This is a genomic window from Streptomyces sp. NPDC037054 (assembly GCF_055606745.1).
This window is the reverse complement of the sequence record NZ_JBVJSJ010000018.1, coordinates 101720-124849: the sequence shown is the minus strand read 5'-3', so window position 1 is coordinate 124849 and position 23130 is coordinate 101720. Positions and strand designations below refer to the sequence as shown.

Annotated in this window: 24 protein-coding genes; 11 read left to right on the top strand and 13 right to left on the bottom strand. The window is 72.6% G+C overall.

The genetic code is table 11. The annotated features are described in order from the left end of the window. Positions 1-48: 48 nt before the first annotated feature. The 4 genes from ACZ7D7_RS32250 to ACZ7D7_RS32235 all read right to left on the bottom strand — a co-directional run bounded on the left by ACZ7D7_RS32250 (position 49) and on the right by ACZ7D7_RS32235 (position 4068). Positions 49-666 carry a cytochrome b/b6 domain-containing protein gene (locus ACZ7D7_RS32250; protein ID WP_470828948.1) on the bottom strand — a complete coding sequence of 206 codons (618 nt, stop codon included), beginning with the start codon at positions 664-666 and terminating at the stop codon, positions 49-51. After that, positions 650-1429: a molybdopterin-dependent oxidoreductase gene (locus ACZ7D7_RS32245; RefSeq protein WP_470828946.1), complete on the bottom strand. Its 780-nt coding sequence runs from the start codon at positions 1427-1429 to the stop codon at positions 650-652. The genes ACZ7D7_RS32250 and ACZ7D7_RS32245 overlap by 17 nt, the downstream gene beginning before the upstream one ends. Positions 1430-1544: 115 nt before the next feature. After that, positions 1545-3089 (bottom strand): APC family permease, encoded by a 1545-nt coding sequence (locus ACZ7D7_RS32240; protein WP_470828945.1) that lies wholly within the window; start codon positions 3087-3089, stop codon positions 1545-1547. A 34-nt stretch (positions 3090-3123) separates the two neighbouring features. Continuing rightward, positions 3124-4068, bottom strand: coding sequence for a tetratricopeptide repeat protein (locus tag ACZ7D7_RS32235; RefSeq protein ID WP_470828943.1), 945 nt, complete (start codon positions 4066-4068; stop codon positions 3124-3126). 333 nt (positions 4069-4401) lie between these two features. Between ACZ7D7_RS32235 and ACZ7D7_RS32230 the strand changes: the two genes are divergently transcribed. Genes ACZ7D7_RS32230 through ACZ7D7_RS32220 form a run of 3 tightly spaced genes read left to right on the top strand, consistent with a single transcriptional unit; the run spans position 4402 to position 5646 of the window. Continuing rightward, complete coding sequence (locus tag ACZ7D7_RS32230; protein WP_470828942.1) at positions 4402-4917, top strand: NUDIX hydrolase; 516 nt, start codon at positions 4402-4404, stop codon at positions 4915-4917. Positions 4918-4927: 10 nt separating this feature from the next. Beyond that, positions 4928-5320: a YidH family protein gene (locus ACZ7D7_RS32225; protein ID WP_470828940.1), complete on the top strand. Its 393-nt coding sequence runs from the start codon at positions 4928-4930 to the stop codon at positions 5318-5320. Continuing rightward, entirely contained in the window at positions 5317-5646 is a 330-nt protein-coding gene (locus ACZ7D7_RS32220) for a DUF202 domain-containing protein (protein ID WP_470828939.1), read from the top strand. The genes ACZ7D7_RS32225 and ACZ7D7_RS32220 overlap by 4 nt, the downstream gene beginning before the upstream one ends. A gap of 210 nt (positions 5647-5856) precedes the next feature. Here ACZ7D7_RS32220 and ACZ7D7_RS32215 read toward each other — a convergent pair whose 3' ends face one another. After that, positions 5857-6801, bottom strand: coding sequence for an NADP-dependent oxidoreductase (locus ACZ7D7_RS32215; protein WP_470828938.1), 945 nt, complete (start codon positions 6799-6801; stop codon positions 5857-5859). Between the two features lie 114 nt (positions 6802-6915). Here ACZ7D7_RS32215 and ACZ7D7_RS32210 point away from each other — a divergent pair, with 114 nt between their 5' ends. From ACZ7D7_RS32210 to ACZ7D7_RS32200, 3 genes are all read left to right on the top strand, one after another. Further along, positions 6916-7212, top strand: coding sequence for a hypothetical protein (locus tag ACZ7D7_RS32210; protein ID WP_470828937.1), 297 nt, complete (start codon positions 6916-6918; stop codon positions 7210-7212). Between the two features lie 238 nt (positions 7213-7450). Next, positions 7451-8473, top strand: coding sequence for a phosphotransferase family protein (locus tag ACZ7D7_RS32205; protein WP_470828936.1), 1023 nt, complete (start codon positions 7451-7453; stop codon positions 8471-8473). A 6-nt stretch (positions 8474-8479) separates the two neighbouring features. After that, a complete protein-coding gene (locus tag ACZ7D7_RS32200) occupies positions 8480-9694 on the top strand; it encodes an acyl-CoA dehydrogenase family protein (RefSeq protein WP_470828935.1) in 1215 nt (404 codons plus the stop codon). 79 nt (positions 9695-9773) lie between these two features. On the opposite strand, the gene ACZ7D7_RS32195 is transcribed toward ACZ7D7_RS32200, so the two are convergent. From ACZ7D7_RS32195 to ACZ7D7_RS32185, 3 genes are read right to left on the bottom strand one after another with little or no spacing between them, the layout of a single operon-like run. Continuing rightward, complete coding sequence (locus tag ACZ7D7_RS32195) at positions 9774-10367, bottom strand: TetR/AcrR family transcriptional regulator (RefSeq protein ID WP_470828933.1); 594 nt, start codon at positions 10365-10367, stop codon at positions 9774-9776. A gap of 24 nt (positions 10368-10391) precedes the next feature. After that, positions 10392-12068, bottom strand: a complete 1677-nt coding sequence (locus tag ACZ7D7_RS32190) for a class I adenylate-forming enzyme family protein (protein WP_470828931.1) — start codon at positions 12066-12068, stop codon at positions 10392-10394. Then, positions 12065-12829 (bottom strand): SDR family oxidoreductase, encoded by a 765-nt coding sequence (locus ACZ7D7_RS32185; RefSeq protein WP_470828930.1) that lies wholly within the window; start codon positions 12827-12829, stop codon positions 12065-12067. The genes ACZ7D7_RS32190 and ACZ7D7_RS32185 overlap by 4 nt, the downstream gene beginning before the upstream one ends. Before the next feature lie 274 nt (positions 12830-13103). On the opposite strand from ACZ7D7_RS32185, the gene ACZ7D7_RS32180 reads away from it, so the two are divergent. Further along, on the top strand, positions 13104-14351 hold the full coding sequence (locus ACZ7D7_RS32180) for an exo-beta-N-acetylmuramidase NamZ family protein (RefSeq protein ID WP_470828928.1): 1248 nt from the start codon (positions 13104-13106) through the stop codon (positions 14349-14351). Between the two features lie 69 nt (positions 14352-14420). Here ACZ7D7_RS32180 and ACZ7D7_RS32175 read toward each other — a convergent pair whose 3' ends face one another. Continuing rightward, a complete protein-coding gene (locus tag ACZ7D7_RS32175; protein ID WP_470828927.1) occupies positions 14421-17228 on the bottom strand; it encodes a penicillin acylase family protein in 2808 nt (935 codons plus the stop codon). Between the two features lie 262 nt (positions 17229-17490). Between ACZ7D7_RS32175 and ACZ7D7_RS32170 the strand changes: the two genes are divergently transcribed. Beyond that, entirely contained in the window at positions 17491-18093 is a 603-nt protein-coding gene (locus ACZ7D7_RS32170) for a hypothetical protein (protein WP_470828926.1), read from the top strand. A 45-nt stretch (positions 18094-18138) separates the two neighbouring features. Here ACZ7D7_RS32170 and soxR read toward each other — a convergent pair whose 3' ends face one another. After that, positions 18139-18642 carry a redox-sensitive transcriptional activator SoxR gene (soxR, locus tag ACZ7D7_RS32165; RefSeq protein WP_470828924.1) on the bottom strand — a complete coding sequence of 168 codons (504 nt, stop codon included), beginning with the start codon at positions 18640-18642 and terminating at the stop codon, positions 18139-18141. 135 nt (positions 18643-18777) lie between these two features. On the opposite strand from soxR, the gene ACZ7D7_RS32160 reads away from it, so the two are divergent. Next, positions 18778-19239, top strand: coding sequence for a MaoC family dehydratase (locus tag ACZ7D7_RS32160; RefSeq protein WP_470828923.1), 462 nt, complete (start codon positions 18778-18780; stop codon positions 19237-19239). A gap of 12 nt (positions 19240-19251) precedes the next feature. Here the strand turns inward: ACZ7D7_RS32160 and ACZ7D7_RS32155 are convergent, their stop codons facing one another. From ACZ7D7_RS32155 to ACZ7D7_RS32145, 3 genes are all read right to left on the bottom strand, one after another. After that, on the bottom strand, positions 19252-19890 hold the full coding sequence (locus ACZ7D7_RS32155) for a TetR/AcrR family transcriptional regulator (protein WP_470828921.1): 639 nt from the start codon (positions 19888-19890) through the stop codon (positions 19252-19254). A 107-nt stretch (positions 19891-19997) separates the two neighbouring features. Then, positions 19998-20285, bottom strand: coding sequence for a YiaA/YiaB family inner membrane protein (locus ACZ7D7_RS32150; protein WP_470828920.1), 288 nt, complete (start codon positions 20283-20285; stop codon positions 19998-20000). Between the two features lie 83 nt (positions 20286-20368). Continuing rightward, complete coding sequence (locus ACZ7D7_RS32145) at positions 20369-21520, bottom strand: acyl-CoA dehydrogenase family protein (protein ID WP_470828919.1); 1152 nt, start codon at positions 21518-21520, stop codon at positions 20369-20371. Between the two features lie 89 nt (positions 21521-21609). On the opposite strand from ACZ7D7_RS32145, the gene ACZ7D7_RS32140 reads away from it, so the two are divergent. Beyond that, complete coding sequence (locus ACZ7D7_RS32140) at positions 21610-22251, top strand: TetR/AcrR family transcriptional regulator (protein ID WP_470828918.1); 642 nt, start codon at positions 21610-21612, stop codon at positions 22249-22251. A 64-nt stretch (positions 22252-22315) separates the two neighbouring features. Continuing rightward, positions 22316-23029 carry an ArsR/SmtB family transcription factor gene (locus ACZ7D7_RS32135; RefSeq protein ID WP_470828917.1) on the top strand — a complete coding sequence of 238 codons (714 nt, stop codon included), beginning with the start codon at positions 22316-22318 and terminating at the stop codon, positions 23027-23029. Positions 23030-23130 lie beyond the last annotated feature (101 nt).

Sequence of the window (23130 nt, the reverse complement as noted above, 5' to 3'; positions counted from 1 at the left end):
CGGCACCGCTCTGGCCCGTCCCTCTCGGAGGGGCGGGCCCGAGTGCTTTCACGGCCGCCACAGCGGGTGTTCGCGCTCCGCCCACTCCCGGCGTACGACCCCGGTCCGCATGCCGCGTCGGGCCTCCGGGTCGGCCAGGGCCATGCCGACGTGTCCGGCGATGACGACGCCCATGGTCAGCGCGAGCCAGTCGTGCACGAAGGTCGCGCTGGTCCGCCACACCAGCGGCGTGAGGTGCGTGAACCACATGAGCAGGCCCGTGCCGAGCATCACCAGCGTGGCGCCGGCGATCCAGGCCGCGTACAGCTTCTGGCCCGCGTTGAACTTCCCGGCCGGGCGGCTCGGCCGGCGCCGCAGAACGGCGTGCAGCCAGGTCCGGTCGTGCGGGCCGAAGCGGTTGAGGCGGCCGAGGTCGGCGCGCAGGGCGCGGGAGGCGAGGCCGACGAGGACGGGCACCGGCAGGGCGAGGCCGGTCCACTCGTGGACGCGGACCACCAGGGCGCGGCGGCCGACGAGTTGGGCGAGCTGCGGGACGTAGAGGAGGGCCGCGGTCAGGACGCAGACGCCCATCAGCGCGGCCGTCGTGCGGTGGGTCCAGCGCGTGGCGCGGGCGAAGCGCCGGACGTCGGTGGCCGGGCGGGCCGGGGCGTCAGGTCGTGGGGGCATCGTCGCGTCCGTTCGAGCGGCCCACCCAGGCGTCGACGTCGTAGCCGCGTTCCTCCCAGTAGCCGGGCCGGACGTCCTTGGTGACGGTGATGCCGGAGAGCCACTTGGCGGACTTGTAGAAGTACATCGGCGCCACGTAGAGGCGGGCGGGGCCGCCGTGGGCGTGGCTCAAATCCTCGTCCCGCATGCGCAGGGCGACCAGGACGTCGGCGCGGCGGGCCTGTTCGAGGGTGAGGCTCTCGGAGTACGTGCCGTCGAAGCAGGTGAAGCGCACCGCGCCGGCGCCGGGCCGGACCCCTGCGGTGTCGAGGAGGCGGGACAGGCGGACGCCCTCGAAGGGGGTGCCGGGGACCCGCCAGCCGGTGACGCACTGGACGTCGCGGACCAGCCGGGTCTGCGGCAGCGCGCGCAGGCCGACCAGGGTGTAGGTGGCCGGGCGGTCGACGAGGCCGTCGACGGTGAGGCGGTAGTCCGCGGCGTTCTTGCGCGGCACGGAGGTGGCGACGGAGTAGTAGCGGAAGCCGCCGCCGTTCGGGATCAGGTCGGTCAGGCCGGTGGGGTCCTTGTCGGAGGCGGCGGCGAGGAACGCCTCCAGGCCGCGCTGCAGGGACGGCGCGGCGAGGAGGCCGAGGGCACCGAGGCCGAGGGTGCCGAGGAGGACCCGGCGGCCGACCGGGGCGCCCCGTTCTTCGGGCCCGCGGGGCTCCTTGGGCTCCCGGGGCTCCTGGGGCTGTTCGGCCGGGCCGGGCTGTTCGGGGTTCACCTCTTCATTCGAGCACCCGCGGCCCGGCCGGGGCCAGGGTCCGCGGGTGCTCGTCAGAGTTCCGTAAGGCGTCCCGCGTCCTGTGCGGCCCGCGCCTCGTGCGTCTGCGGCCCGGTCACGTCCGGGTACCGGACGCCTTGTCGAGCTGGAACGCCTCGTTGCCGAGGCCGATACGGGCGTGGGCCTCGGGGTCGCGGGAGCGCATGACCAGGCCCTGGACGACGCCGACGACGAGGGCGAGGGCGACGATGCCGGGCAGCAGCCAGTTCAGCTGCGAGTCCGGGCCCGAGCCGACGAGGACGTCGAAGTCCTTGACGGTGTAGCCGATGATGACGGCGAGCGCGACGGTGGCGAGACCGGAGGCCGCCAGCCGCCAGAACTGGGCTCCCGCGGCGCCGCGGCGGACGAAGAACACGACGACCGAGACCGAGGCGAGGGCCATCAGGACGGTGACGCCGAGGGCGCCGATGTTCCCGGTCCAGGTGAACAGGTGCAGGATCGGCGCGGTCGGGTCGCCGGCCGGCTTGTCGTCGGTGACGGCGAAGGCGGCGACGACCAGGACGGAGACGACCGTCTGGAGCAGGGAGCCGGTGGCGGGGGCGCCGCTGGTGCTGCTGGTGCGGCCGAAGGCGGCGGGCAGCAGGCCCTCGCGGCCCATGGCGAAGGCGTAGCGGGCGACGACGTTGTGGAAGCTGAGCATGGCCGCGAACATGCCGGTCACGAACAGCACGTGGAGCACGTCCGTGAAGGTCTCGCCGAGCAGGCCCTCGGTGAGGAAGAACAGCATCCCGGCGCTCTGCTCGCCCGCGGTGTCGACGACGGCGGAGGGACCGGTGGCGACGGTGAGCGCCCAGCTGCTGACCGTGTAGAAGACGGCGATGCCGCCGATGGCCAGGAACATCACGCGCGGCACGAGGACGTGCGGGCGGCTGGTCTCCTCGGCGTAGACGGGCGCCTGCTCGAAGCCGAGGAAGGCGGCGACGCAGAAGCACAGGGCGGTGCCGATGCCGGCGCCGGCGAGGGTGTCCGGGTTGAAGGCCTCGAGGGACAGGCCCTCCTTGGCGGGGTCGGCGATGGCGGCGACGTCGAAGATCACGACGAGCAGGACCTCGATGATCAGCAGCACGCCGAGGACGCGCGCGTTGAGGTCGATCTTCAGCCAGCCGAGCGCGCCGACGAGGAGGACCGCGAGCAACGACGGGATCCACCAGGCGAGTTCGATGTCGAGGTAGGTGGCGAACAGGCCGGAGACCTCGAAGCCGAAGATGCCGTAGATGCCGACCTGGAGGGCGTTGTAGGCGACGAGCGCCACCAGCGCGGCGCCGGCGCCGGCGGTGCCGCCGAGGCCGCGGGAGATGTACGCGTAGAAGGCGCCCGCGTTGTGGACGTGCCGGCTCATCTCGGCGTAGCCGACGCTGAACAGGGCGAGTACGGCGGCGAGGATGACGAACAGCAGGGGCTGTCCGACGATGCCCATCACGCCGAAGGTCGTGGGCATGACACCCGCGACCACCATGAGGGGGGCGGTCGCGGCGAGCACGGACAGCAGCAGGCCGACGGTGCCGAGGCGGTCGGCGCGCAGGGCGCGGTCCTGGCCCTTGAAGGTGCTGATGCCGCCGCCGTCCGCGGTGGTTCTGCTCGTACTGCTGCCCGTCGTCATCGCGGACTCGTCCTTTCGGGGTGGCGTGCTCGTGCTACACCGTGCCGAGGGCGCTGTCGCGCGCGGCACGGAAGGCGGTGCGGGGGTCGCGGTCGGGATACGACCAGGGGGCGGCGGTGGAGTGCTCCCCGATGCGCAGGAACAGGGCCGCGGCCTCGGCGCTCCGTCCCTCGCAGACCTTGGCGTGGGCGAGGAAGTTGAGGTCGATCAGGCGGCGCGGGTGGTCGTCGTGCTCCCACTCCAGCCACCAGTCGAACGCGGCCTTCATCACCTGGCGGGCGCGGCGGCCGGCCCAGTGGGCGCTGTCGGCCGGGTCGGCGGGTTCGTGGCCCGCGGCGGCCAGCACGCGGTAGCGCTCCGCGTGCGCGACGACCGGCAGGATCGCCAACGGCGAGTCGGCGGGGGCCTGTTCGGCGGCCCAGTTGGCGAAGTCGTAGACCTCGTGCAGGGGATCGCCGTCGGGGTGGCGTTCGGCGAGCCGGGCGATCATGAGGTGGTGGGCGTGGTGGTGGTCGGCGTAGCGGGCGCGGACCTGCTCGAAGGCGCGGACCACGTCGGGGTCCTCGCCCTGCGCGCGCTCCAGCATGAGCAGGCCGAGCCAGGGGGTGGGGTCGGCGGGCGCGAGGTCGGCGGCCTTGCGGCAGGCCTCGCGGGCGCGGGGCGGCTTCTCCTTGCCGCGCAGCGCGCGCCGGACCTTGGCGAGGGCGAGCAGCACGGCGGCGTCGGTGGAGTCCGGTTCGGCCAGCAGCCATTCGCGGGCCCAGGCGGCGCAGTACGGCTCGCGGGCGAGGACGGTGACGCGGTGGCCGCGCCGGTCCCAGTCGTCGCCGGTGTCGACGAGCAGGGTGCGGGTGGCCTGCCAGCGGCCCTGGGCCAGGGCGGCGCGTGCGGCGACGAGTCCGGCGTCGTCGAGGGCCTCGTCGAAGGCCTGCGCCGCACGCTTGCGGGCGCGGCCCAGGGGAGGCGGAGGTGGGGACACCGCGGGACTTCCTCACGCGACGCGGTGTGCGTCGGTTTGTCGATTTGCCATGAACTGATCACGCACAGCAAACCCGCAGCCAAGGCCCGGCGTCAAGAGCGGCCAAGGCGTTACACGCGTCAACGCGTGGTGAACAGGGGCTCGTTGCACCGACCGGACGGTACGGGGGCGGCCGTGCGAGGCCGACCTTGCGGGCGGTTTCGGCCGGCCGCCGGGCGCCGGTCCGGCCGGCCACCGGGTACTGGTCCGACGGCCACCGGGTGCCGGTCCGGCGGGCCGCCGGAGTCGCGGCCTGGCCTGCTTGGATGGCGTCATGAACGGTTGGAGGGCGTCATGAACGCCGCTGACGAGATCCTCGACGTCGTCGACGAGCACGACCGGGTCGTGGGCACCGCGCCGCGCGGCGACATCTACGCCCGGGGCCTGCGCCACCGCTGCGTGTTCATCCGGGCGCGGGACGCCGCGGGCCGCGTCTTCGTGCACCGCCGCACGCCGACCAAGCTGGTGTTCCCCTCCCTCTACGACATGTTCGTCGGCGGGGTGGTCGGCGCGGGCGAGCCCTACGACGTGGCCGCCCTGCGCGAGGCCGAGGAGGAACTCGGCGTGAACGGGCTGCCGCGGCCGGAGTTCCTGTTCAAGTTCCTGTACGACGACGGGGCCGGGGCGAGTTGGTGGTCGGCGGTGTACGAGGTCCGCTGCGAACTGCCGGTGCGGCCGCAGGTGGAGGAGGTCGCCTGGTACGACTTCCTGCCCGAGGCGGAGCTGGAGCGGCGCCTCGGGGAGTGGGAGTGGGTGCCGGACGGGCTGGCCGCGTACGAGCGTCTGAAGGCGTTCCGGGCGGGCGGGTAGTGTCCTGCGCGTGATCGGATTCGCACGAAACGTCCGCCTGTGGTTCACGCCCGAGGACATCCGGGAGGAGGGCGGCACCCCGGACTACCGCTTCTCGCTGGCCAACGAACGCACCTTCCTTGCGTGGCTGCGCACCGCGCTGGCGCTGATCGGCGGCGGCTTCGCGGTGGACCAGTTCCTGCCGGACCTGCGCTGGGGCTGGCGGGTCGGGCTCGCGCTGGCGCTGCTCGCGGCGGGCGTGCTGTGCTCCCTGCGGGCGGTCAACCACTGGGTGCGCTGCGAGCGGGCGATGCGGCGCGGCGAGGACCTGCCGGTGTCGCGGTTCCCGGCGCTGCTGAGCCTGGTGGTCGCGGTCGTCGCGGTCGCGATGGTGGTGGTCGTGCTCGTCGGGTGGGAGGGGTGAGCGGCGGGGCGGTCGCGGCGCGGGACCGGGACCCGGGGCTCCAGCCGGAGCGGACGCGGCTCGCGTGGCGTCGGACGACGCTGGCGGGCACCGTCTCCGTCGTGCTCGCCGTACGGACCGCGCTGCACGGCGGTGCCACGCCGGGCCGGGTCGCGGTCGCGGTCCTGGCGTGCGCCCTGTGGCTGGGCTTCCTCCTCGTCGCCCACCGCCGCATCACGACACTGACGTCCGCGACGCGGCCCGGACCGATGACGCCACGCCACGCGACGACGGCCGTGCTGTGCACGGTGGCACTGGCGGCGTGCGGGGCGGCGCTGGTGGTGTGACGCGCCGAGGCCCGGGGCCACGCGGCGTGCCCGGGACAGCGTTCACCCGTGACCGGCCATCACAGCGGAAGCCCCGCACCACACCACCGGCCCACCGTCGGCCGACGGGCCCCCCGCCCCGGCGACAGCCGGGCCCGGTGGCGCCATGGGCGCACTCGGGGCGGCGCTCGTCGCGTCGCGTGCGGCGATCCGCGTTGGTGCCGGGGTGCCTCAGGCCGTTTCCGCGTCCCAGGCCACCGTGACCACGATCTTGCCGCGGGTGCGGCCCTCCTGGTTCAGGCGGTGGGCGTCGGCCGCGCGGGTCAGGGGGAACGTCTCCGAGACGTGCACGCGCACCACGCCCTGGTCGGCGAGTTCCGACAGGTGGCGCAGGTCGTCCGGGTCGGGCCGGACGAAGTAGTAGCGGCCGCCGTAGTCGACGACGTCCGGGTCGGCGATGGAGGTCAGGCGGCCCTCGGGGGCGAGGAGGTTCGCGGACACCTTCGCCGTGTCGCCGCCGACCGTGTCGAGGACGGCGTCCACACCCTCCGGCGCGAGACCGCGCACCCGCTCGGCGAGCCCGTCGCCGTACGTCACCGGCTCGCCGCCGAGCGAGCGCACGAAGTCGTGGTTGCGTTCGCTCGCCGTGCCGATGACCCGGGCGCCGAGGTGCCGGGCGAGCTGGACGGCGACGGATCCGACGCCGCCGGCCGCCGCGTGCACCAGCACGCACTCGCCCCGCTTGATCTGGAGCACCTTGACGAGCGTCTGGTACGCCGTCAGCCCCACCAGCGGCAGCCCGGCCGCCTCCTCGAAGGACAGCGTGCGCGGCTTGCGGGCGAGGGTACGCACGGGCGCCGCGACGTACTCGGCGAACGTGCCGCGGGACAGGAAGTCCTCGCGCACATAGCCGATGACCTCGTCGCCGACGGCGTACTCCGCGACGGCGGGGCCCGGCTGCACGACGACGCCGGAGAGGTCCCAGCCCGGCACCACCGGGAAGACGGGCTGGAGGATGCCGTCGAGATACCCCTCGCGGCACTTCCAGTCGACGGGGTTCACCGCCGCCGCCCGCACCTTCACCAGCACCGAGTCGGGGCCCACCCGGGGGTCGCGGACGTCCCCGTACTCGAGCGCGTCGGGCCCGCCGTAGCGGGAGTAGCTGATGGCCTTCATGCGTCCGACCCTCCGGGGTACCCGGACGCCACGCAAGCCGAATGACCGGATATGCGCCGTTCGCGTGGCAGCCTGTCCGGCGTCACCACCCCGCACCCGCCGAAGGTGAGCACGATGACCACGCCCCACCGGGAACACACCGCCCACTCCCACACCCACGGCCCCGACTGCGGGCACCCCGAGGTGCCGCACGGCGACCACCTCGACTACGCGCACGACGGCCACCTGCACCGCGAGCACGGCGGCCACTGGGACGAGTGCGAGCCCGCCGGGCACGTCGCGCACGAGGCGCACGAGCACCGGCACGGCGACGGCTGCGGCCACGTGAGCGTCCTCCACGGCGACCACGTCGACTACCTGCACGACGGACACCGGCACGCCGCGCACGACGGCCACTGGGACGACCACTGACCCGAGCCCCAGCCGGGGCCCCTGGGTCTCCTCGGCAGCCCCCCGGCCTCCCCCGTCCCCCGCCTCCCCCACGCCCTCGTCCCGCGCACCGACGCACCGCAAGACGGCTCCCGCCCTCCCCGGCCGGGAGCCGTCGGCCTATCGTGGCTCCGATCACGTTGGCCCGGCCCTCTGGACGGCATACCGACCGGTCGGCATCATGGATCGCATCCTGTGCACCCTGCCCGTAGGAGCGACGATGAGCCCCGACCACCCGCCCGGACTCGATCTCGACCGGCTGCGTGCCCTGCTCGATCGCGAGCGGCCCGGTCTGGTGACGGGCCCCTTGTCCGGCCGGCTGATCGAGGGCGGACGGTCGAACCTCACCTACGCCGTCTCCGACGGCACCGCCAAGTGGGTCGTACGACGGCCCCCGCTCGGCCACGTCCTGGCCACCGCGCACGACATGAAGCGCGAGCACCGGGTCATCAGCGCCCTGCACCCGACGAACGTACCGGTGCCGCGCCCGGTGCTGCTGTGCGAGGACGACCAGGTGCTCGGGGCGCCCTTCTACGTCATGGAGTTCGTCGAGGGCACGCCGTACCGCACGGCCGACCAGCTGGCCCCGCTCGGCCCGGACCGCACCCGCGGCGCGGTGCTCGCTCTCGTGGACACGCTGGTGGAGCTGCACGCCGTGGACCCCGCCGAGGTCGGGCTCGGTGACTTCGGCCGCCCCGAGGGCTTCCTGGACCGCCAACTGCGCCGCTGGGGCAAGCAGTTGGACGCCTCCCGCAACCGCGACCTGCCCGGCATCGACGAGCTGCACGCGACGCTCGGCCGGGAGCTGCCCGACTCGCCCGCCGCGACCGTCGTGCACGGCGACTACCGGCTCGACAACGTCCTGATCGGCGACGACGACAAGATCCGGGCCGTTCTCGACTGGGAGATGTCGACGCTCGGCGATCCGCTGACCGACCTGGGCCTGCTGGTGATGTACAGCCGGCCGCTGGAGCTGCCCGACTCCCCCGTCTCCACCACGGCGCAGGCCCCCGGGCACCCCCGGCCGGCCGAGCTGATCGAGCGGTACGCCGCGCGCTCGGGGCGCGACGTCTCCGCGGTCTCCTGGTACACGGCGTTCGCCTGGTTCAAGCTCGCCGTGATCCTGGAGGGCATCCACTACCGGTACACGCTCGGCCAGACCGTCGGCCGCGGCTTCGACCGCATCGGCGAGCTGGTGCCGGTCTTCATCGAGCACGGACTGACCACTCTCCAGGAAGGCTGACCAGTCATGGACTTCGCGTTCGACGCGCGCACGGAGGAACTGCGCGCCAAGCTGCTCGCCTTCATGGACGAGCACGTCCTGCCCGCCGAGCGGGTCGCGCACGAGCAGCGCGCCGGGCTCGCCTCGCCGTGGGACGAGCCGCGGATCGTCGAGGACCTGAAGGCGGAGGCGAAGCGGCAGGGCCTGTGGAACCTCTTCCTGCCGGACGCCGAGTACGGCGCCGGGCTCACCAACCTCCAGTACGCGCCGCTCGCCGAGATCACCGGCCGCTCCCCGCAGCTGGCGCCCACGGCGACGAACTGCGCCGCGCCCGACACGGGCAACATGGAGGTGCTCGCGCAGTTCGCCGACGAGGCGCAGAAGAAGCAGTGGCTGGAGCCGCTGCTCGCGGGCGAGATCCGTTCGGCGTTCGCGATGACCGAGCCGGAGGTGGCCTCCTCGGACGCCACGAACATCACCACGCACATCGAGCGGGACGGCGACGAGTACGTCATCACGGGCCGCAAGTGGTACATCTCCGGCGCGATGAACCCGAACTGCAAGATCTTCATCGTGATGGGCAAGACCGACCCGGACGGGCCGGACATCCGCCGCCAGCAGTCCATGGTGCTGGTCCCGCGCGACACCCCGGGCGTCACGGTGAAGCGCGCCATGCAGGTCTTCGGCTACGAGGACCACTGGCACGGCGGCCACGCCGAGGTGATCTTCGACCACGCGCGCGTGCCGGTCACCAACCTGATCGGCGAGGAGGGCGGCGGCTTCGCCATCGCGCAGGCCCGTCTGGGCCCCGGCCGCATCCACCACTGCATGCGGCTGATCGGCATGGCCGAGCGGGCGATCGAGCTGATGTGCCGCCGCGCGGTGTCCCGCGAGGCCTTCGGCAAGCCGCTGGCGAACCAGGGCGTGGTGCACAACTGGATCGCGGACGCGCGCGTGACGGTCGAGCAGCTCAGGCTGCTGGTGCTGAAGACGGCCTGGCTGATGGACACGGTCGGCAACCGGGGCGCGCACACCGAGATCCAGGCCATCAAGATCGCCACCCCGCGCGCGGTCGTCGACATCATCGACCGGGCGATCCAGCTGCACGGCGCGGGCGGTGTCAGCCAGGACTTCCCGCTCGCGGAGCTGTACGCGGGTGCCCGGACGCTGATGATCGCGGACGGCCCGGACGAGGTGCACCAGCGTTCGCTGGCCCGCCGGGAGCTGAAGAAGTACGCGTGACGCGCGGCTGACACACGTGTGAGGGGCGGCCACCGGTGCGGTGGCCGCCCCTCACGCGTGCGCGTGCGGACCGGGCGGATCAGGGGCGCAGGGCGCGCAGCAGCAGGTCGGCGAGGTGGTCGGCCACCTCGCGCGGGCCGAGCGGCCCGTCGGGCCGGTACCAGGTCGACAGGTGGTGGATCGAGCCGAAGTGGTAGTCGACGACGAGGTCGGCCGGGGTCGCCGTGGAGAAGACGCCGGCCTCCTGGCCCTCCTCGATCAGCGCGCGGAAGCGCTCGTGGTAGCGCCGGCGCTCGGCGCGCACCTGCTTGTTCTTCTCCGGGCTCAGCTGGTGCATCGAGCGGAAGAAGATGGACGCGTCGTCGAGGTTCTCGATCGTCGTGACGACGACGTCGGCGGCGGCGTCCCTGACGCGCTTCTCCACCGGTGCGTCGGAGTCCGCGACGGCGTCGAGCCGCTCCTGCTGGACGCGCAGCACGCGCGCGTACACCTCGTGCAGGAGGTCGTCCTTGGAGCCGAAGTAGTGGTAGAGCGCCCCCTTGGTGACGCCTGCCGCCTCCACGATCTCCTGCACCGAGGTGCGGTCGTATCCCTGCTCGGCGAAGAGCCGGGTGGCGGCGGCCAGGAGCCGCTGCGGCACAGGAGTGCCGTCCCCGTCCGTCGTCCTGGGCACTGCCGCCACCTGCCTTCCGTGTCGCTATTGGTTGCCGTGCGCGTGGGAACGCAGTTCCCGACGGAGGATTTTCCCACTCGCCGTCTTGGGCAAGTCGGTCAGGATCTCCACCTGGCGCGGATACTTGTAGGCGGCCAGTCTCTCCTTGCAGTACGCCGCGAGTTCACCTGGGTCGGCGTCGGCACCCGGACGGAGGCTGATGTACGCCTTGACGGTCTCACCGCGGTACCCGTCGGGCACCCCGACGACGGCCGCCTCGCGCACCGCCGGATGGGTGTAGAGGACGTCCTCGACCTCGCGCGGCCAGACCTTGAAGCCGGACGCGTTGATCATGTCCTTCTTGCGGTCGACGACGTAGAGCCAGCCCTGTTCGTCCATGAAGCCGATGTCGCCGGTGCGCAGTTCCCCGTCCGGGAAGGTCTCGGCGGTGGCGTCGGGACGGCGCCAGTAGCCGGGCACGACCTGGGGTCCCCGCACGACGATCTCGCCCTGCTCGCCGAAGGGCACCTCCTCGCCCCGCTCGTCCAGGACGCGGACGAGCGTGTCGGGTCCGGGCAGGCCGACGGCGAGGGTGCCGGAGGCCGGGTCGACGGGGGCCTCCAGGTGGGGCGGCACGGAGGCGCAGGGCGCGGTGCACTCGGTGAGTCCGTAGCCGTTGCGGATGTACGGCCCGAAGCCGGCGCGGAACTTCTCGACCAGGGCGGGCGGCACGGGGGCGCCGCCGGAGGAGATGGTGGAGAAGGACGCGAAGTGCTCCTTCGTCGCGGACGGGTGGGCGGCGAGCGCCATGAACGCGGTGGAGGGGCCGACCGTGTAGTGCGGCCGGTGCGCGGCGAACGCGTCGAGGACGACGCCGGGCTCGAAGCGGTACGCGAGGACGAGCGTGCCGGTGCCGGTCACGCAGGCGGCGAACTGGCAGACCATGCCGGTGATGTGGAACAGGGGTGCGAGCGCGAAGTACACGGGCGCCTCGGGCAGTTCGAGGCCGGTCGCCTGCCGCTCGGCGTTGTACATGATGTTGCGGTGGGTGTTGGTGGCGCCCTTGGGGGTGCCGCTGGTGCCCGAGGTGTAGCTGATCAGGGCGGTGTCGCCCGGGCCGGGGTCGCGGTCGGCGGGGGCGGGGTGTCCGGCGCGGGCGACGGCGGTGAGGTCGTCGGCGTCGGGGGCCTGCGGGAGCCGGGCGAAGTTCAGCACCCGGTCGTCGCCCCGGGTCTGGAAGTCCAGCTCGCAGGCGGTGAGCGCGAACCGCACCGGGGAGTCGGCGGCCGTCTCGCGCAGGTACGACTCCCAGGCACGGTCGGAGCAGACGAGGGCGGCGGCCTCGGCGTCGTTCAGGACGTGCGCGACCTCGCCGGACTTGTACATCGGGTTGACGGGCACGACGACCGCGCCGGCCTTCCACGCGCCGAGCACGGCGAGCACGAAGTGCGGCGAGTTCTGCAGCATCACGGCGACCCGGTCGCCGCGCTCCAGTCCGCGCGCGGCGAGGTGTCCGGCGACGGAGTCGCTGAGTTCGTCGACCTCCCGGTAGCCGAGCCGGCCGTCGAAGTAGGCGAGGCAGGCGCGGTCGGGGGCCTCGGCGACGGCGGCGCGCAGGGCCTGCACGAGGGAGTCGGGCGGGTCGAGCGGGGCGCGCTGGGCCTCCGTGAGCAGGGCCAGCCAGGGCTTGGCCGCGTAGCGCGCGTCGGGTGCGAGGGTCATCGGGTGGCCTCCCACTGCCGCTGGAGGCGGTTCATGCCGCCGATCCAGCGGTCGGGTTCGGCGGCGCGCGCCCGGTAGTACTCGGCGACCTCGGGATGCGGCAGGATCAGGAAGCGGTCCTCCTCGATGCCCTTGAACAGGGCGTCCGCGACGTCGTCCGGCTCGATCGCGGTGGGCTTCAGGACGATGTCGCCGGCGCTTCCGGTGGCGGCGAGCATGTCGGTGCGCACGCCCTGCGGGCAGATGGCGTGCACCTTCAGGCCGCGGTGCCGGTACGTCAGCGACAGCCACTCGGCGAAGGCGTACGCGCCGTGCTTGGTGACGCTGTAGGGGGCGGCGCCGATCATGGTGAGGAGTCCGGCGGCGGAGACGGTGGAGACGAACCGGCCGCTGCCGCGCTCCAGCCAGTCCGGGAGCAGGGCGCGGGCCGCGCGGACGTGGGCCATGACGTTGACGTCCCAGGCGAGGTCCCAGACGCTCTCGTCGGCGGACTCGGAGCCGCCCGAGCCGACTCCGGCGTTGGCGCAGTACACGTCGACGGTGCCGCCCAGGGCGTCGCGGGCGTCGGCGATCACGGCGGAGGCGTCGCCCGGGACGGCGATGCCGCCGATCTCGTCGGCGACGGCCTCGGCCTTGCCCGCGTCCAGGTCGTTGACGACGACGCGGGCTCCCTCGGCGGCGAACCGGCGGGCCAGCGCGGCGCCGATGCCGCCTCCCGCACCGGTGACGACGACTCCCGCATCCTGCACGGCTTCCACCATCGGTCTCCTTCGACACGGCCTGACACGAACCGGCGCTGACACGATCCGGCACGGCGCGGCGCGCACCGCCGCGACGCCAGACTAACCAGTCGGTATGTGACGGGGGAAGGGGTGCGCCGCAAGGGGTACTCACGGACGGGACACGGACAAGAAGGGCAGCTCGGAGTGGTATGGACCCGTGGTAAAGACCAATCTGCTCCGCACCGTTCCGCCGGGGCGCACCGCGCGCTAGCGTGCGTGGCCACGACACGGCCGCGATCACGGAGGTCACCGCATGAAGTTGTCGAGACGGAGCCTGCTCGCCACCACGGCCGCGGTGGCGGCCTCGCCCGGGGCCCTCGCGTCCGCCGCGCACGCGGCACCCGAGGGCGGCCGCCGGCTGCGCACCGGCTTCGAGACCCTCGTCGCCGACGGGTACGCCGTGCTCGACGGGCAGCGCGTCGGCGTCGTCACCAACCCGACGGGCATCACCCGCGACGTCCGGCACATCGTGGACGTCATGCACGCCGACGACCGCGTGGACCTGATCGCGGTCTTCGGGCCCGAGCACGGCTTCCGCGGCACGGCGCAGGCGGGCGGCTCCGAGGGCCGCTACGACGACCCGGCGACCGGCCTGCCGGTCTACGACACGTACCTCAAGAGCGGCCGGGCGCTCGCCGACATCTTCACGGCGTCCGGCGTGGACACGGTCGTCTTCGACATCCAGGACGCGGGCGCGCGCTTCTACACGTACATCTGGACCCTGTTCGACTGCATGGAGGCGGCGCGGCTCGCGGGCAAGCGGTTCGTGGTGCTGGACCGGCCGAACCCGGTGACCGGGCGCTCCGCCGAAGGCCCGGTGCTGCACAAGGAGTTCGCGACGTTCGTCGGGCGCCAGCCGATCTCGCAGGCGCACGGCATGACGGTCGCGGAGCTGGCCCGGCTGTTCAACGCGGAGTTCCTGACGGCGCCGGTGCCGCTGGAGACGGTGCCCATGTCGGGCTGGAAGCGGTCGGAGTTCTACGACGCCTCCGGGCTGCCGTGGGTGCCGCCGAGCCCGAACATGCCGACGCCGGAGACGGCGCTGGTGTACGCGGGGACGTGCCTGTTCGAGGGCACGAACCTGTCCGAGGGGCGCGGCACGACCCGGCCGTTCGAACTGCTGGGCGCCGAGGGGATCGACGGGCGCTGGGCCGCCGCGGCGAACGAACTCGGCCTGCCGGGCGTGCGGTTCAGGGAGGCGTACTTCGCGCCGACGTTCTCCAAGTTCCAGGGCAAGACCGTCGGCGGTGTGCAGCTCCACGTGCACGACCGGGACGCCTTCGACCCGGTCCTCACCGGGATCGCGCTGCTGGTGACGGCGAAGCGGACGTGGAGCGGCTTCGCCTGGCGCTCGGACAACTGGATCGACAAGCTGACCGGCTCGACGCAGGTGCGCACGGCGATCGACGCGGGCGCGGACCCGGACGAGGTGGTGGCGGGCTGGCAGGAGGAGCTGGCGGCGTTCCGGACGATGCGCGCCCAGTACCTGCTCTACAGGTGACCCTCTCCAGGTGATGTCCCACCGTGACCCGGAACGGGCCGGGGCAGGTTCCCCGGCCCGTCCGCCCGGTCAGCGGTGCGAGGTGAACTCCACGACCTGCTGGTAGGTCGGCCGGTTCTGCCAGCCGATCTTGCCGTGCTTGATGCCGCCGAGGCTGCGGTGGTTGATGGCGTCGGCGCACCACTGGTCGCCCGCCGAGCACACGTCGTCGCCGGGGTAGACCTGCGCGGCGGTCCGTCCGGCCGCCTCCTTGAGGGTGCTCAGGAGGATGTCGCGGCAGGCGTCGGCGTCGCCGCCGCCGCAGTACTCGCGGGCCAGGGGTCCGCGCACCTCCTCGCCGAGCACCGCCCTGATGTCCTTGTCGACATAGCTCCACCAGCCGTACTGGAAGGCGCTCCCGGCGTGCGCGCCGGTCGGGCCGTGCCCCGCCGACGGGGACTCGTCGACGGGCAGGTTGGCGGTGAAGGCGCCGTACAGCTCGCTGCCGAGGCCCGGTTCGAACTGGGCCCTCACCAGCAGCGGCCACCACGCGTCGAGGACACGGATCGCGTCGGCGTGGGCGTACGTCTTCGAACCGGCCGTCGTCTCGGTGCGCCGGGCGCCGTCGGCCAGCCAGGCCTGGAGCCTGCCGACGGCCGCGGCGGCGGTGGTGTCGGTGACCGGCGCCCTGTCGATCACCTTGAGCAGCTTCGGCAGCACCTGTTCGGCGCGCAGGTCGGCGAGGCCCGCGTCGGCCATCGCGCGGACCAGCGAGGCCCGGGTCACCCCGCCGTCGGCGACCAGCGCCCGCACCCGGTCGTCCAGCAGGTCGCCGCGGTGCACCGAGCCCTCGCCCCAGGGCGCGGCCGTGTAGTCCTTCGCCTGCTTGTTGTTCCAGGAGATGTAGTAGTCCTGGTCGACGGAGCTGGGGTGTTCGGCGGGTGGTGTGTACGCGGCCGTGTTGGTCGCGGGGTCCCAGTCCCGCCACTCGTGCGCCGGCCGCGCCCACACCGGGAACTCGGCGTCGACGCCGTTCGCCCGGACCGGGTTGTCGCCGCTGTTGTAGTACGCGCTGTGCTCGGAGTCGACGTAGAACCAGTTGAAGGTGAAGTTGATGTGCTGGACCGCCTTCTGGAAGGACGCCGGGCCGGTCACGTAGGCGGGGTCGTTGAGCATCTGGAAGCCGATGATCGAGTCGGCCTCGTGCAGGAAGGACGAGCGCAGGGTGGTGTAGGCGACCTTCTTGCCGTCGACCGTGGCCCGGTGGGTGACCGGTCCGTACGCGGTGCGCCAGACCCGCATTGTGTAGGAGCCGGCGGCGGTGCCGTCGGCGACGGTCGGCTTCCAGGCGTTCTTCCGCTCGACCTTCTCCATGGGTGTGCAGGTGCCGCGGTACAGGTAGTGGTGGTCGTCCCGGCACAGTTCGACGGCGTAGGTGTCGATGATGTCCTGGCCGGAGGTGGTGGCGCTCCACGCGTAGTCCTGGCCGCGGCCGAGTTCGACGTACATGCTCAGGCCGGCGAAGGAGGCGCCGCGGGCGCTGAGGCCGGGGCCCTGGATCTCCTGGAGCATGAGCAGCTGCGGCGCGAAGTAGCCGGTCTGCGGGCCGAACACGGCGACCGGGTGGCCGCTCGCGGTGTGTTCGCCGCTGACGACGAGGGCGTTGGACATGCCGCGCCGGGCCGATGATGCCGCGTTCTTGAGCGCGTCGGTGGTCGTGCCGGTGGCGGTCGTCGTGGCGGCGCTGCCGGTGCGGTCGTACACCAGCGGCTCCCGGACCACGGAACCGGCGTCGGGGAGGGCTGCGCCCTGCGGGTTCGCCGGCTTCTGCCCGTACGGGAAGCTGCCGTCGTGGACGGTGAGGACGGCCTCGGGGTCGTTGCGCTCGCGGAACGACTCCCAGACCTTCGTGCCCTCGACGACGCCGTACTTCTCCTGCGCGGCCAGCAGGGACAGGGCGTTGTTCACCTCGCCGCCGCCTCCGGAGCCGAACAGCGAGCCGATCACCGAGGCCAGCGCGACGAGGTCGGTGGCCCTGAAGTGCTCGATGGTGCCGGCGTTGGTGATCGAGTCCTTGTGGCCGGTGAGGACGTACTCGCCGGGGAAGTAGCGGCCCTTGTCGGAGGCGTCGATGTAGGCGTTGATGCCGTCGAGGTAGGCGTTGACGTCGGCCAGCGCCTGCGCGCCGCGCTCTCCGCTCCTGGCGACGGCGCTGTCTATCTGCGCCTGGAGTTCGGCCTCGGTGTACGGGGCGCTGCGCCAGAACTCCTGCTCCAGGCCCTGGTTGGCCGCGGCGCCGCCCGCGAAGGGCGTCAACTGGCCGCGTCCGACGTGCCGGAAGAGGTCCATGAGCCACAGGCGGTCCTGGGCGGCCGCGTAGCCTGCGCCGAACTCCGTGCCGTACCGGGTCGTTCCTGTGATGTGCGGCACACCGGTCTTCTTGTCGCGGACGATCGTGACGTCACCGCGTCCGGCCGGGCGGAGGGTGGAGGCGACCTGATCCTCGGGGACGCCGAACGAGGCGTCGTTGAAGAAGGTGTTGATCTTCTCGTTGGTGAGGGACGGATAGCCGCTCGCGAGGCGGGCGTAGGGCGCGAGCTGGTCCTCGGCGTGCGCGGGCTGGGTGCCGAAGGCCTGGTTGAGCAGGATCTGGGCGAGGGTGGCGTTGCCGTTCTGGCCGGGCGGCAGGATGTCCGAACACCGGCCGCCGCAATGGTCGTCGGCCGCCGCGGCGGGGGTCGCGGGCGCCCGCTCGGCCGCCGGTGCCGCGACCGCCGGGGAAAGCGGTGACAAAAGACCGGCAATCAAAGCGCATACGGAAGCGGTCTTCAGGAACCCGTGGATTCTCCGGGGAGTTCTCAGTCTGTCGAGGGCGGTGCGCGGGGTGCGCCGTGGCATGGCAACTCCTCCCGACGGGGTTGGCCGACGTTACCGCCGGTATCCCCGGGATTGAAGATGAACATGCGTCAGTTTTTGGAGGAAGCACAGTTGGCACACAGGCCACGGCAGTTGGCTCGCGTGTCGCCCCGCCCGGCTCCGGGGGAGCGCCGGAAAACGGATGGAGCCGAATCGCTTGTCGATACGTCTACTCGACGACGTCCTTACGACGACGCCGAAGTGACCGGAAAACAAGGTGCAGGTGTGACGGAGGTGCAGGACGATGGCCGGTTTCCGAAGTCTCGCGAGACAGGTCCGTGATCCACGGTGCGACCTGGCGCTACGGCGCTACTCGCTGCGCAAGTGCCTTGAGCGGTTCGCCCCTTACGGGCACAGGGCGACCTGGGACCATCTGAGTTCCCGGGCCGGGTTCGCCCCCGAGGACCGCTCCCCCGACCCGGTGCGGCTCGTGGCCGCACTGGAGGAACTGGAGGAAGCGCGCGCGGTGTGGCTGGCCTACGAGGTCGAGTTCGCCGAGCGCCGCAAGAAAGAGAAGCACGACGGGCTGCGCCGGCCGGGCAGCGTGGACGACTGGCACCGGCTGACCTGGGGCGGTTTCGGCGTGGCCTGGTGCGACGACCCGCGGCTGCACCCCCGTGAGCCGCTGGCCGAGGTACTGCGCCGGCTGATCGCCGCCCTGGAGCGCGAACCGGGCACGGGCTGCCCGGTGTGCGGCGGCGCGCGGCTCGTGTGGAAGTACGGCCTGGACCACGAGCCGTCGGCGGGCCCGGTCTGCACGGACTGCGGGATCCTGGTCCCGCGTCCGGTCCTGACCCCGGGAGCCCTGGCGGACGCCAGGCACGGGCGGATGCTGGTGTCCGCCTGACCGCGCCCGAGCGCGACGGGGGTGCGACGGGGATGCCGCACCCCCTCATCCGCCGGACGGCCCCTGACGCGGTGTGCCGCGGCGGCGGGCCCTGCCCTGCTCGACCAGCAGGCGGGAGCCCGTCAGGCGGTCGCCGAAGACGTCGTCCGGGTTGGACAGGACGCAGCCGTCCAGGGAGAGACAGCCGCAGCCGATGCAGTCGGTGAGGTGGTCGCGGAGCCGGTTCAGCTGGTTGATCCGCTCGTCCAGTTCGGAGCGCCACGCCTCCGACAGCCGGGCCCAGTCCTCGCGGGTCGGCGTGCGCTCCTCGGGGAGTTCGGCGAGTGCGTCGCGGATCGTGGCCAGCGGGATGCCGACGCGCTGCGCGGCCCTGATGAACGCGACGCGGCGCAGTGTGTCGCGGCTGTAGCGGCGTTGGTTGCCCGTGGTGCGGCGGCTGCTGATCAGGCCCTTGGACTCGTAGAAGTGCAGGGCGGAGACGGCGGCGCCGCTGCGCGCGGCGAGCTGGCCGACCGTGAGCTCGTGGATCTTCTCGGGAATCTGGGGCACTCCCCGAACCCTACCCACCACCGGCCCGCCCCGTTTCCGTTGACAGGGAGCGCCGAGAGGACCATGCTAAGCAGTCGCTTAGATGTAGCGAGCTTGGATGCAGCGACCGGACTTGTGACGCGGGAGGCCAGCGACATGGCAGAGCCGAGGATCTTCACCTCCGCCGACGAACTGAGGGCGGCGGTGGGCGAGCAGCTGGGGTACACCGACTGGCTGGAGGTCGACCAGAAGCGCGTCGACCTGTTCGCGGAGGCCACCGGCGACCACCAGTGGATCCACGTGGACCCGGAGAAGGCCAAGGCGGGCCCGTTCGGCACGACGATCGCGCACGGCTATCTGACCCTGTCGCTGCTGCCGCTGTTCGGGCCGCAGCTGATCGGCGTCGAGGGCGTGAAGATGGGCGTCAACTACGGCACGAACAAGGTCCGTTTCCCCGCCCCCGTCCCGGTCGGCTCACGGCTGCGGGCCACCGCGCGGATCGCGAACGTCGAGGACGTGCCGGGCGGCGTGCAGCTGACCCTCGCGTTCACCGTGGAGCGCGAGGGCGGCGACAAGCCGGTGTGCGTGGCCGAGTCGGTGGCGCGCTACTACCTCTGAGCGTCGTCCGCCTCACTCGCCGCGGGCCGTCCCGGCCCCGACCATGCGGAGCACGAGGTCGGCGTAGAGGGCGCCGACCTCGTCGGGCGTGCGCGGGCCGTCCACGTTGAACCAGCGGGCGACGTCGATGCACAGCGAGAGGACGGCCAGCGTCGTGCCGTGCACGTCGATGACGTCGAACTCGCCCGTGGCGACGCCGTCCTCGATGATCCCGCGGATCTCGCCGTCAACCTTGCGGCGCAGCGCGAGGATCTCGGCGCGGGCGTCGGGGCCGAGCGAGTCCAGTTCGTACTGCACGACCCGGGCCGTGGTGCGCCCGCCGGCGTGCCAGCGGACGAAGGAACTCACCGCGTCGGCGAGCCGCTCGGTGGCGCCGCCCTCGCCGCGTGACGCGGTCCGCAGGATCTCCAGGGCCTTCTCGTGGCCGATCCGGCTGATCCGGTGGAGCAGCTCTTCCTTGGTCTTGTAGTGGATGTAGAGCGCGGCCGGGCTCATGCCGGCGCGGCCCGCGATGTCACGGGTCGTCGTCGCGTGGTAGCCCCGCTCGGCGAAGGCCTCCACGGCGGCGATCAGCAGTCGCCTGGCCGCGTCGGGCGTGACCTCGCCCCACGCCTGCGCCTCGCCGCCGGCCGTCTCCTCCGCCGTACTCATCACTCACCCCTCACTGTCCGACAGGGGTATCACCATACCCCCGAGGGTGAGCGAGCGCTTAGCATGATCTCTCAGAGCTTCGTGATCCCTCAGAGCTTCGTGATCGGTCAGAGCTTCTGGAAGGGGTCGTGCTCGGCGAGGATCTTCTCGAGCCTCGCCTGGTCGACGCGGCTCACGATCTGGCCCGCCTCCTGGCGGTCCCTGATCACCTTGGCGAGGGTGAAGGCGGACGTGACGAGGTAGAGGACGGCGATGCCGAGGAAGGCGCGCACCCACACGTCCGTCTCGAGGTTGAGGATGCCGACGGCCGTGGCCCCGAGGGCGACGGCGAAGGACGCGACGGCCTGGCCGTAGAAGGCGGCCGTGCTCTGCTGCTTGACCGGTGTGTCACTCATGGGGAAAGGATCGGCGGACGTGGCCCGCGCCACATCCGCCGAGATACTCAGACGACGTACTCAGAACGCGGCAGAAGGCCGGTTCAGAAGGCGGAGACCCCCGTCAGCGCGCGCCCGATGACCAGCTTCTGGATCTGGCTGGTGCCCTCGTACAGGGTCATCACGCGGGCGTCGCGCAGCAGTTTGCCCGCCGGGTACTCGTCGATGTAGCCGTATCCGCCGTACACCTGGAGCGCGTTGTTGGCGGCGCGGACCGCGGCCTCGGAGGCGTACAGCTTGGCCTTGGAGGACTCCACGGCGAACGGCCGGCCCCGGTCGACGAGGTCGGCCACCCGCCAGGTGAGCAGCCGGGCGGCGTCCACGTCGACGGCGATGTCGCTGATGAGTTCCTGGACGAGTTGGTGATGGGCGATGGTCTTCCCGAACTGCTCGCGCTCCCCCGCGTACTTGACGGCCGCGTCCAGGGCCGCCTGGGCGATGCCGACGCAGCCGGCGGCGACCGACATCCGGCCCTTGGCGAGCGCGGACATGGCGACCTTGAAGCCCTGGCCCTCCTCGCCGATGAGCGCGGAGGCGGGCACGCGGACGTCCTCCAGGACCAGCTCGGCGGTGGCCTGGCCGCGCAGGCCGAGCTTGCCGTGCACGGTGCGGCGGGTCAGGCCGGGGGTGTCGGTGGGCACCAGGAAGGCGGAGACGCCCTTGTGGCCGGGCGCGTCGGTGGAGCGCGCGAAGAGCAGCACGACGTCGGCCCAGGTGCCGTTGGTGATGAACATCTTGCTGCCGTTGATGACGAAGTCGCCGCCGTCGCGGACCGCGCGGGTGGCGAGGTTCCCGGCGTCGGAACCGGTGCCGGGCTCGGTCAGGCCGAAGCAGCCGACGTACGCGCCGGAGGTGAGGCCGGGGAGCCAGCGGCGCTTCTGCTCCTCGTTCCCCCAGGCGGCGATGGTCTTGGCGACCAGGCCGAGCGAGACGGAGACGATGCCGCGCACCGAGGAGTCGCCGCGGCCGAGTTCCTCGGTGACCAGGCAGTACGCGAGGTGGTCGCCGCCGGAGCCGCCGTACTCCTCGTCGACGGTCAGGCCGAGGAAGCCGACCTCGCCGAGCTTCTTCACGATGCCGCGGTCCACCTCCTCGGCGCGGTCCCAGGCGACGACATGGGGGGCGATCTCGCGCTCCACGAAGTCCCGGGCGAGCTGCCGGACGGCGGTCTGCTCCTCGCTGAGCTCCAGGTTCATGCCGAGTCACCCCACTGAAGACGGATCTTGAAAGCCGTACATTTAAATTAGCACTGCTAGTTTCTCTGCGCAGCCCTACTATGTGCGCCATGGCCCGACCGCGCAAGCCCCTGCTCAGCACCGACCGGATCGTCGAGACGGCCCGTGCGCTCGTGGACGCGGAGGGCCTCGCCGCCGTCTCCACGCGCCGGCTCGCCGCGGAACTGGGGGTCAGCGGGCCCTCGCTCTACAACCACTTCCGGACCAAGGACGAGATCCTGGAGGCCGTCGCCGACTCGGTGAGCGCCCAGGTCGACCTGTCGATGTTCGAGGACGGCCGGGACTGGCGGACCGCGCTGCACGACTGGGCCGTCTCCTACCGGACGGCGCTGCGCGACCACCCCAACATCGTCCCGGTGCTCGCCCGCGGGCCCGGCCGCCGCCCGGCCGCGCTCCGGCTCGCGGACGCGGTGTACGGCGCGATGGTCGACGCGGGGTGGCCGCCCGCGCAGGCCACCTCGATCGGCGCGCTGATGCGGTACTTCATCATGGGCTCGGCGCTCGGTTCCTTCGCCGCCGGCTTCGTGGACGACGCCAGCGCCTACGACCCCGCCGACTATCCGCACCTGGGGCAGGCCCACCTCCTCGCCGAGCAGCAGGAGAAGATCGACGAGCGGGCCTTCGAGACGGGGCTCGCGGCGCTGCTGGACGGGCTCGCGGTGCAGTACGAGCAGGTGGCGCGCGCCGTCTGACGCCCGTCGCGCCCCCGGCGATCGTTCGGCGGGCGCCGAAGTGTGCGTACCGCATCCTGTACGCATGACCTCCAGGGACGCGCGGGCACCGCACCTGGCCCGGCTCGCCGCACTGCTCGCGGACGAGACGCGGGCCGCCTGTCTGCTGGCGCTGCTCGACGGGCGGGCGTGGACCGCCGGCGAGCTGGCGCGGCACGCGGGCGTGGCCGCCTCGACACTCAGCGAACACCTGGGCCGGCTCGTGGCCGGCGGACTGCTCGCCGAGGAACGCCAGGGCCGGCACCGGTACGTGCGGCTGGCCGACGCGCGAGTCGCGCAGCTCGTCGAGGACCTGGCCGCGCAGATCGCGCCGGACGCCGCGCCGTCGCGCCCGCGCTCGCTGCGGGAGGCGAGCGCCGGGTCGGCGATGGCCCGCGGCCGGACCTGCTACGACCATCTCGCCGGGCGGCTCGGCATCGCGGTGACCGACGCGCTCACGGCACGCGGACTGCTGCGGCAGGACACCGGGTTCGCGCTGACGGACGCGGGGCTGGCGTGGTTCGAGGCGGCGGGAATCGACCTGGACCGCCGCGGCCGGCGCCCGCTCGCCCGCGCCTGCCTCGACTGGACCGAGCGCCGCCCGCACCTCGCCGGCATCGCGGGCGCGGCCCTGTGCCGGCACGCTCTGGCCACGGGCTGGTGCGTGCGCGTCGGCTCCCAGCGGGCGGTGAAGGTGACGACGACGGGCGAGGCAGCGCTGTCCACGCTGCTGGGCATCGACCCGATGACACTGCGATGAACCGGGCCCCGACCCACCCCGCCCCCGCGCCGGGCGGCGGACACCCGCCACGCGAGACCTGCCCGACCGACCCGAACACGGCGGGCTCCAGGGGGAGGCAT

Excerpts from the sequence above, each read along its gene's own strand:
- ACZ7D7_RS32250 (WP_470828948.1), bottom strand. The coding sequence starts at position 666 with ATGCCCCCACGACCTGACGCCCCGGCCCGCCCGGCCACCGACGTCCGG.
- ACZ7D7_RS32240 (WP_470828945.1), bottom strand. The coding sequence starts at position 3,089 with ATGACGACGGGCAGCAGTACGAGCAGAACCACCGCGGACGGCGGCGGC.
- ACZ7D7_RS32230 (WP_470828942.1), top strand. The coding sequence starts at position 4,402 with ATGAACGCCGCTGACGAGATCCTCGACGTCGTCGACGAGCACGACCGG.
- ACZ7D7_RS32215 (WP_470828938.1), bottom strand. The coding sequence starts at position 6,801 with ATGAAGGCCATCAGCTACTCCCGCTACGGCGGGCCCGACGCGCTCGAG.
- ACZ7D7_RS32210 (WP_470828937.1), top strand. The coding sequence starts at position 6,916 with ATGACCACGCCCCACCGGGAACACACCGCCCACTCCCACACCCACGGC.
- ACZ7D7_RS32205 (WP_470828936.1), top strand. The coding sequence starts at position 7,451 with ATGAGCCCCGACCACCCGCCCGGACTCGATCTCGACCGGCTGCGTGCC.
- ACZ7D7_RS32200 (WP_470828935.1), top strand. The coding sequence starts at position 8,480 with ATGGACTTCGCGTTCGACGCGCGCACGGAGGAACTGCGCGCCAAGCTG.
- ACZ7D7_RS32190 (WP_470828931.1), bottom strand. The coding sequence starts at position 12,068 with ATGACCCTCGCACCCGACGCGCGCTACGCGGCCAAGCCCTGGCTGGCC.
- ACZ7D7_RS32185 (WP_470828930.1), bottom strand. The coding sequence starts at position 12,829 with ATGGTGGAAGCCGTGCAGGATGCGGGAGTCGTCGTCACCGGTGCGGGA.
- ACZ7D7_RS32180 (WP_470828928.1), top strand. The coding sequence starts at position 13,104 with ATGAAGTTGTCGAGACGGAGCCTGCTCGCCACCACGGCCGCGGTGGCG.
- ACZ7D7_RS32175 (WP_470828927.1), bottom strand. The coding sequence starts at position 17,228 with ATGCCACGGCGCACCCCGCGCACCGCCCTCGACAGACTGAGAACTCCC.
- ACZ7D7_RS32170 (WP_470828926.1), top strand. The coding sequence starts at position 17,491 with ATGGCCGGTTTCCGAAGTCTCGCGAGACAGGTCCGTGATCCACGGTGC.
- ACZ7D7_RS32160 (WP_470828923.1), top strand. The coding sequence starts at position 18,778 with ATGGCAGAGCCGAGGATCTTCACCTCCGCCGACGAACTGAGGGCGGCG.
- ACZ7D7_RS32155 (WP_470828921.1), bottom strand. The coding sequence starts at position 19,890 with ATGAGTACGGCGGAGGAGACGGCCGGCGGCGAGGCGCAGGCGTGGGGC.
- ACZ7D7_RS32150 (WP_470828920.1), bottom strand. The coding sequence starts at position 20,285 with ATGAGTGACACACCGGTCAAGCAGCAGAGCACGGCCGCCTTCTACGGC.
- ACZ7D7_RS32145 (WP_470828919.1), bottom strand. The coding sequence starts at position 21,520 with ATGAACCTGGAGCTCAGCGAGGAGCAGACCGCCGTCCGGCAGCTCGCC.
- ACZ7D7_RS32140 (WP_470828918.1), top strand. The coding sequence starts at position 21,610 with ATGGCCCGACCGCGCAAGCCCCTGCTCAGCACCGACCGGATCGTCGAG.
- ACZ7D7_RS32135 (WP_470828917.1), top strand. The coding sequence starts at position 22,316 with ATGACCTCCAGGGACGCGCGGGCACCGCACCTGGCCCGGCTCGCCGCA.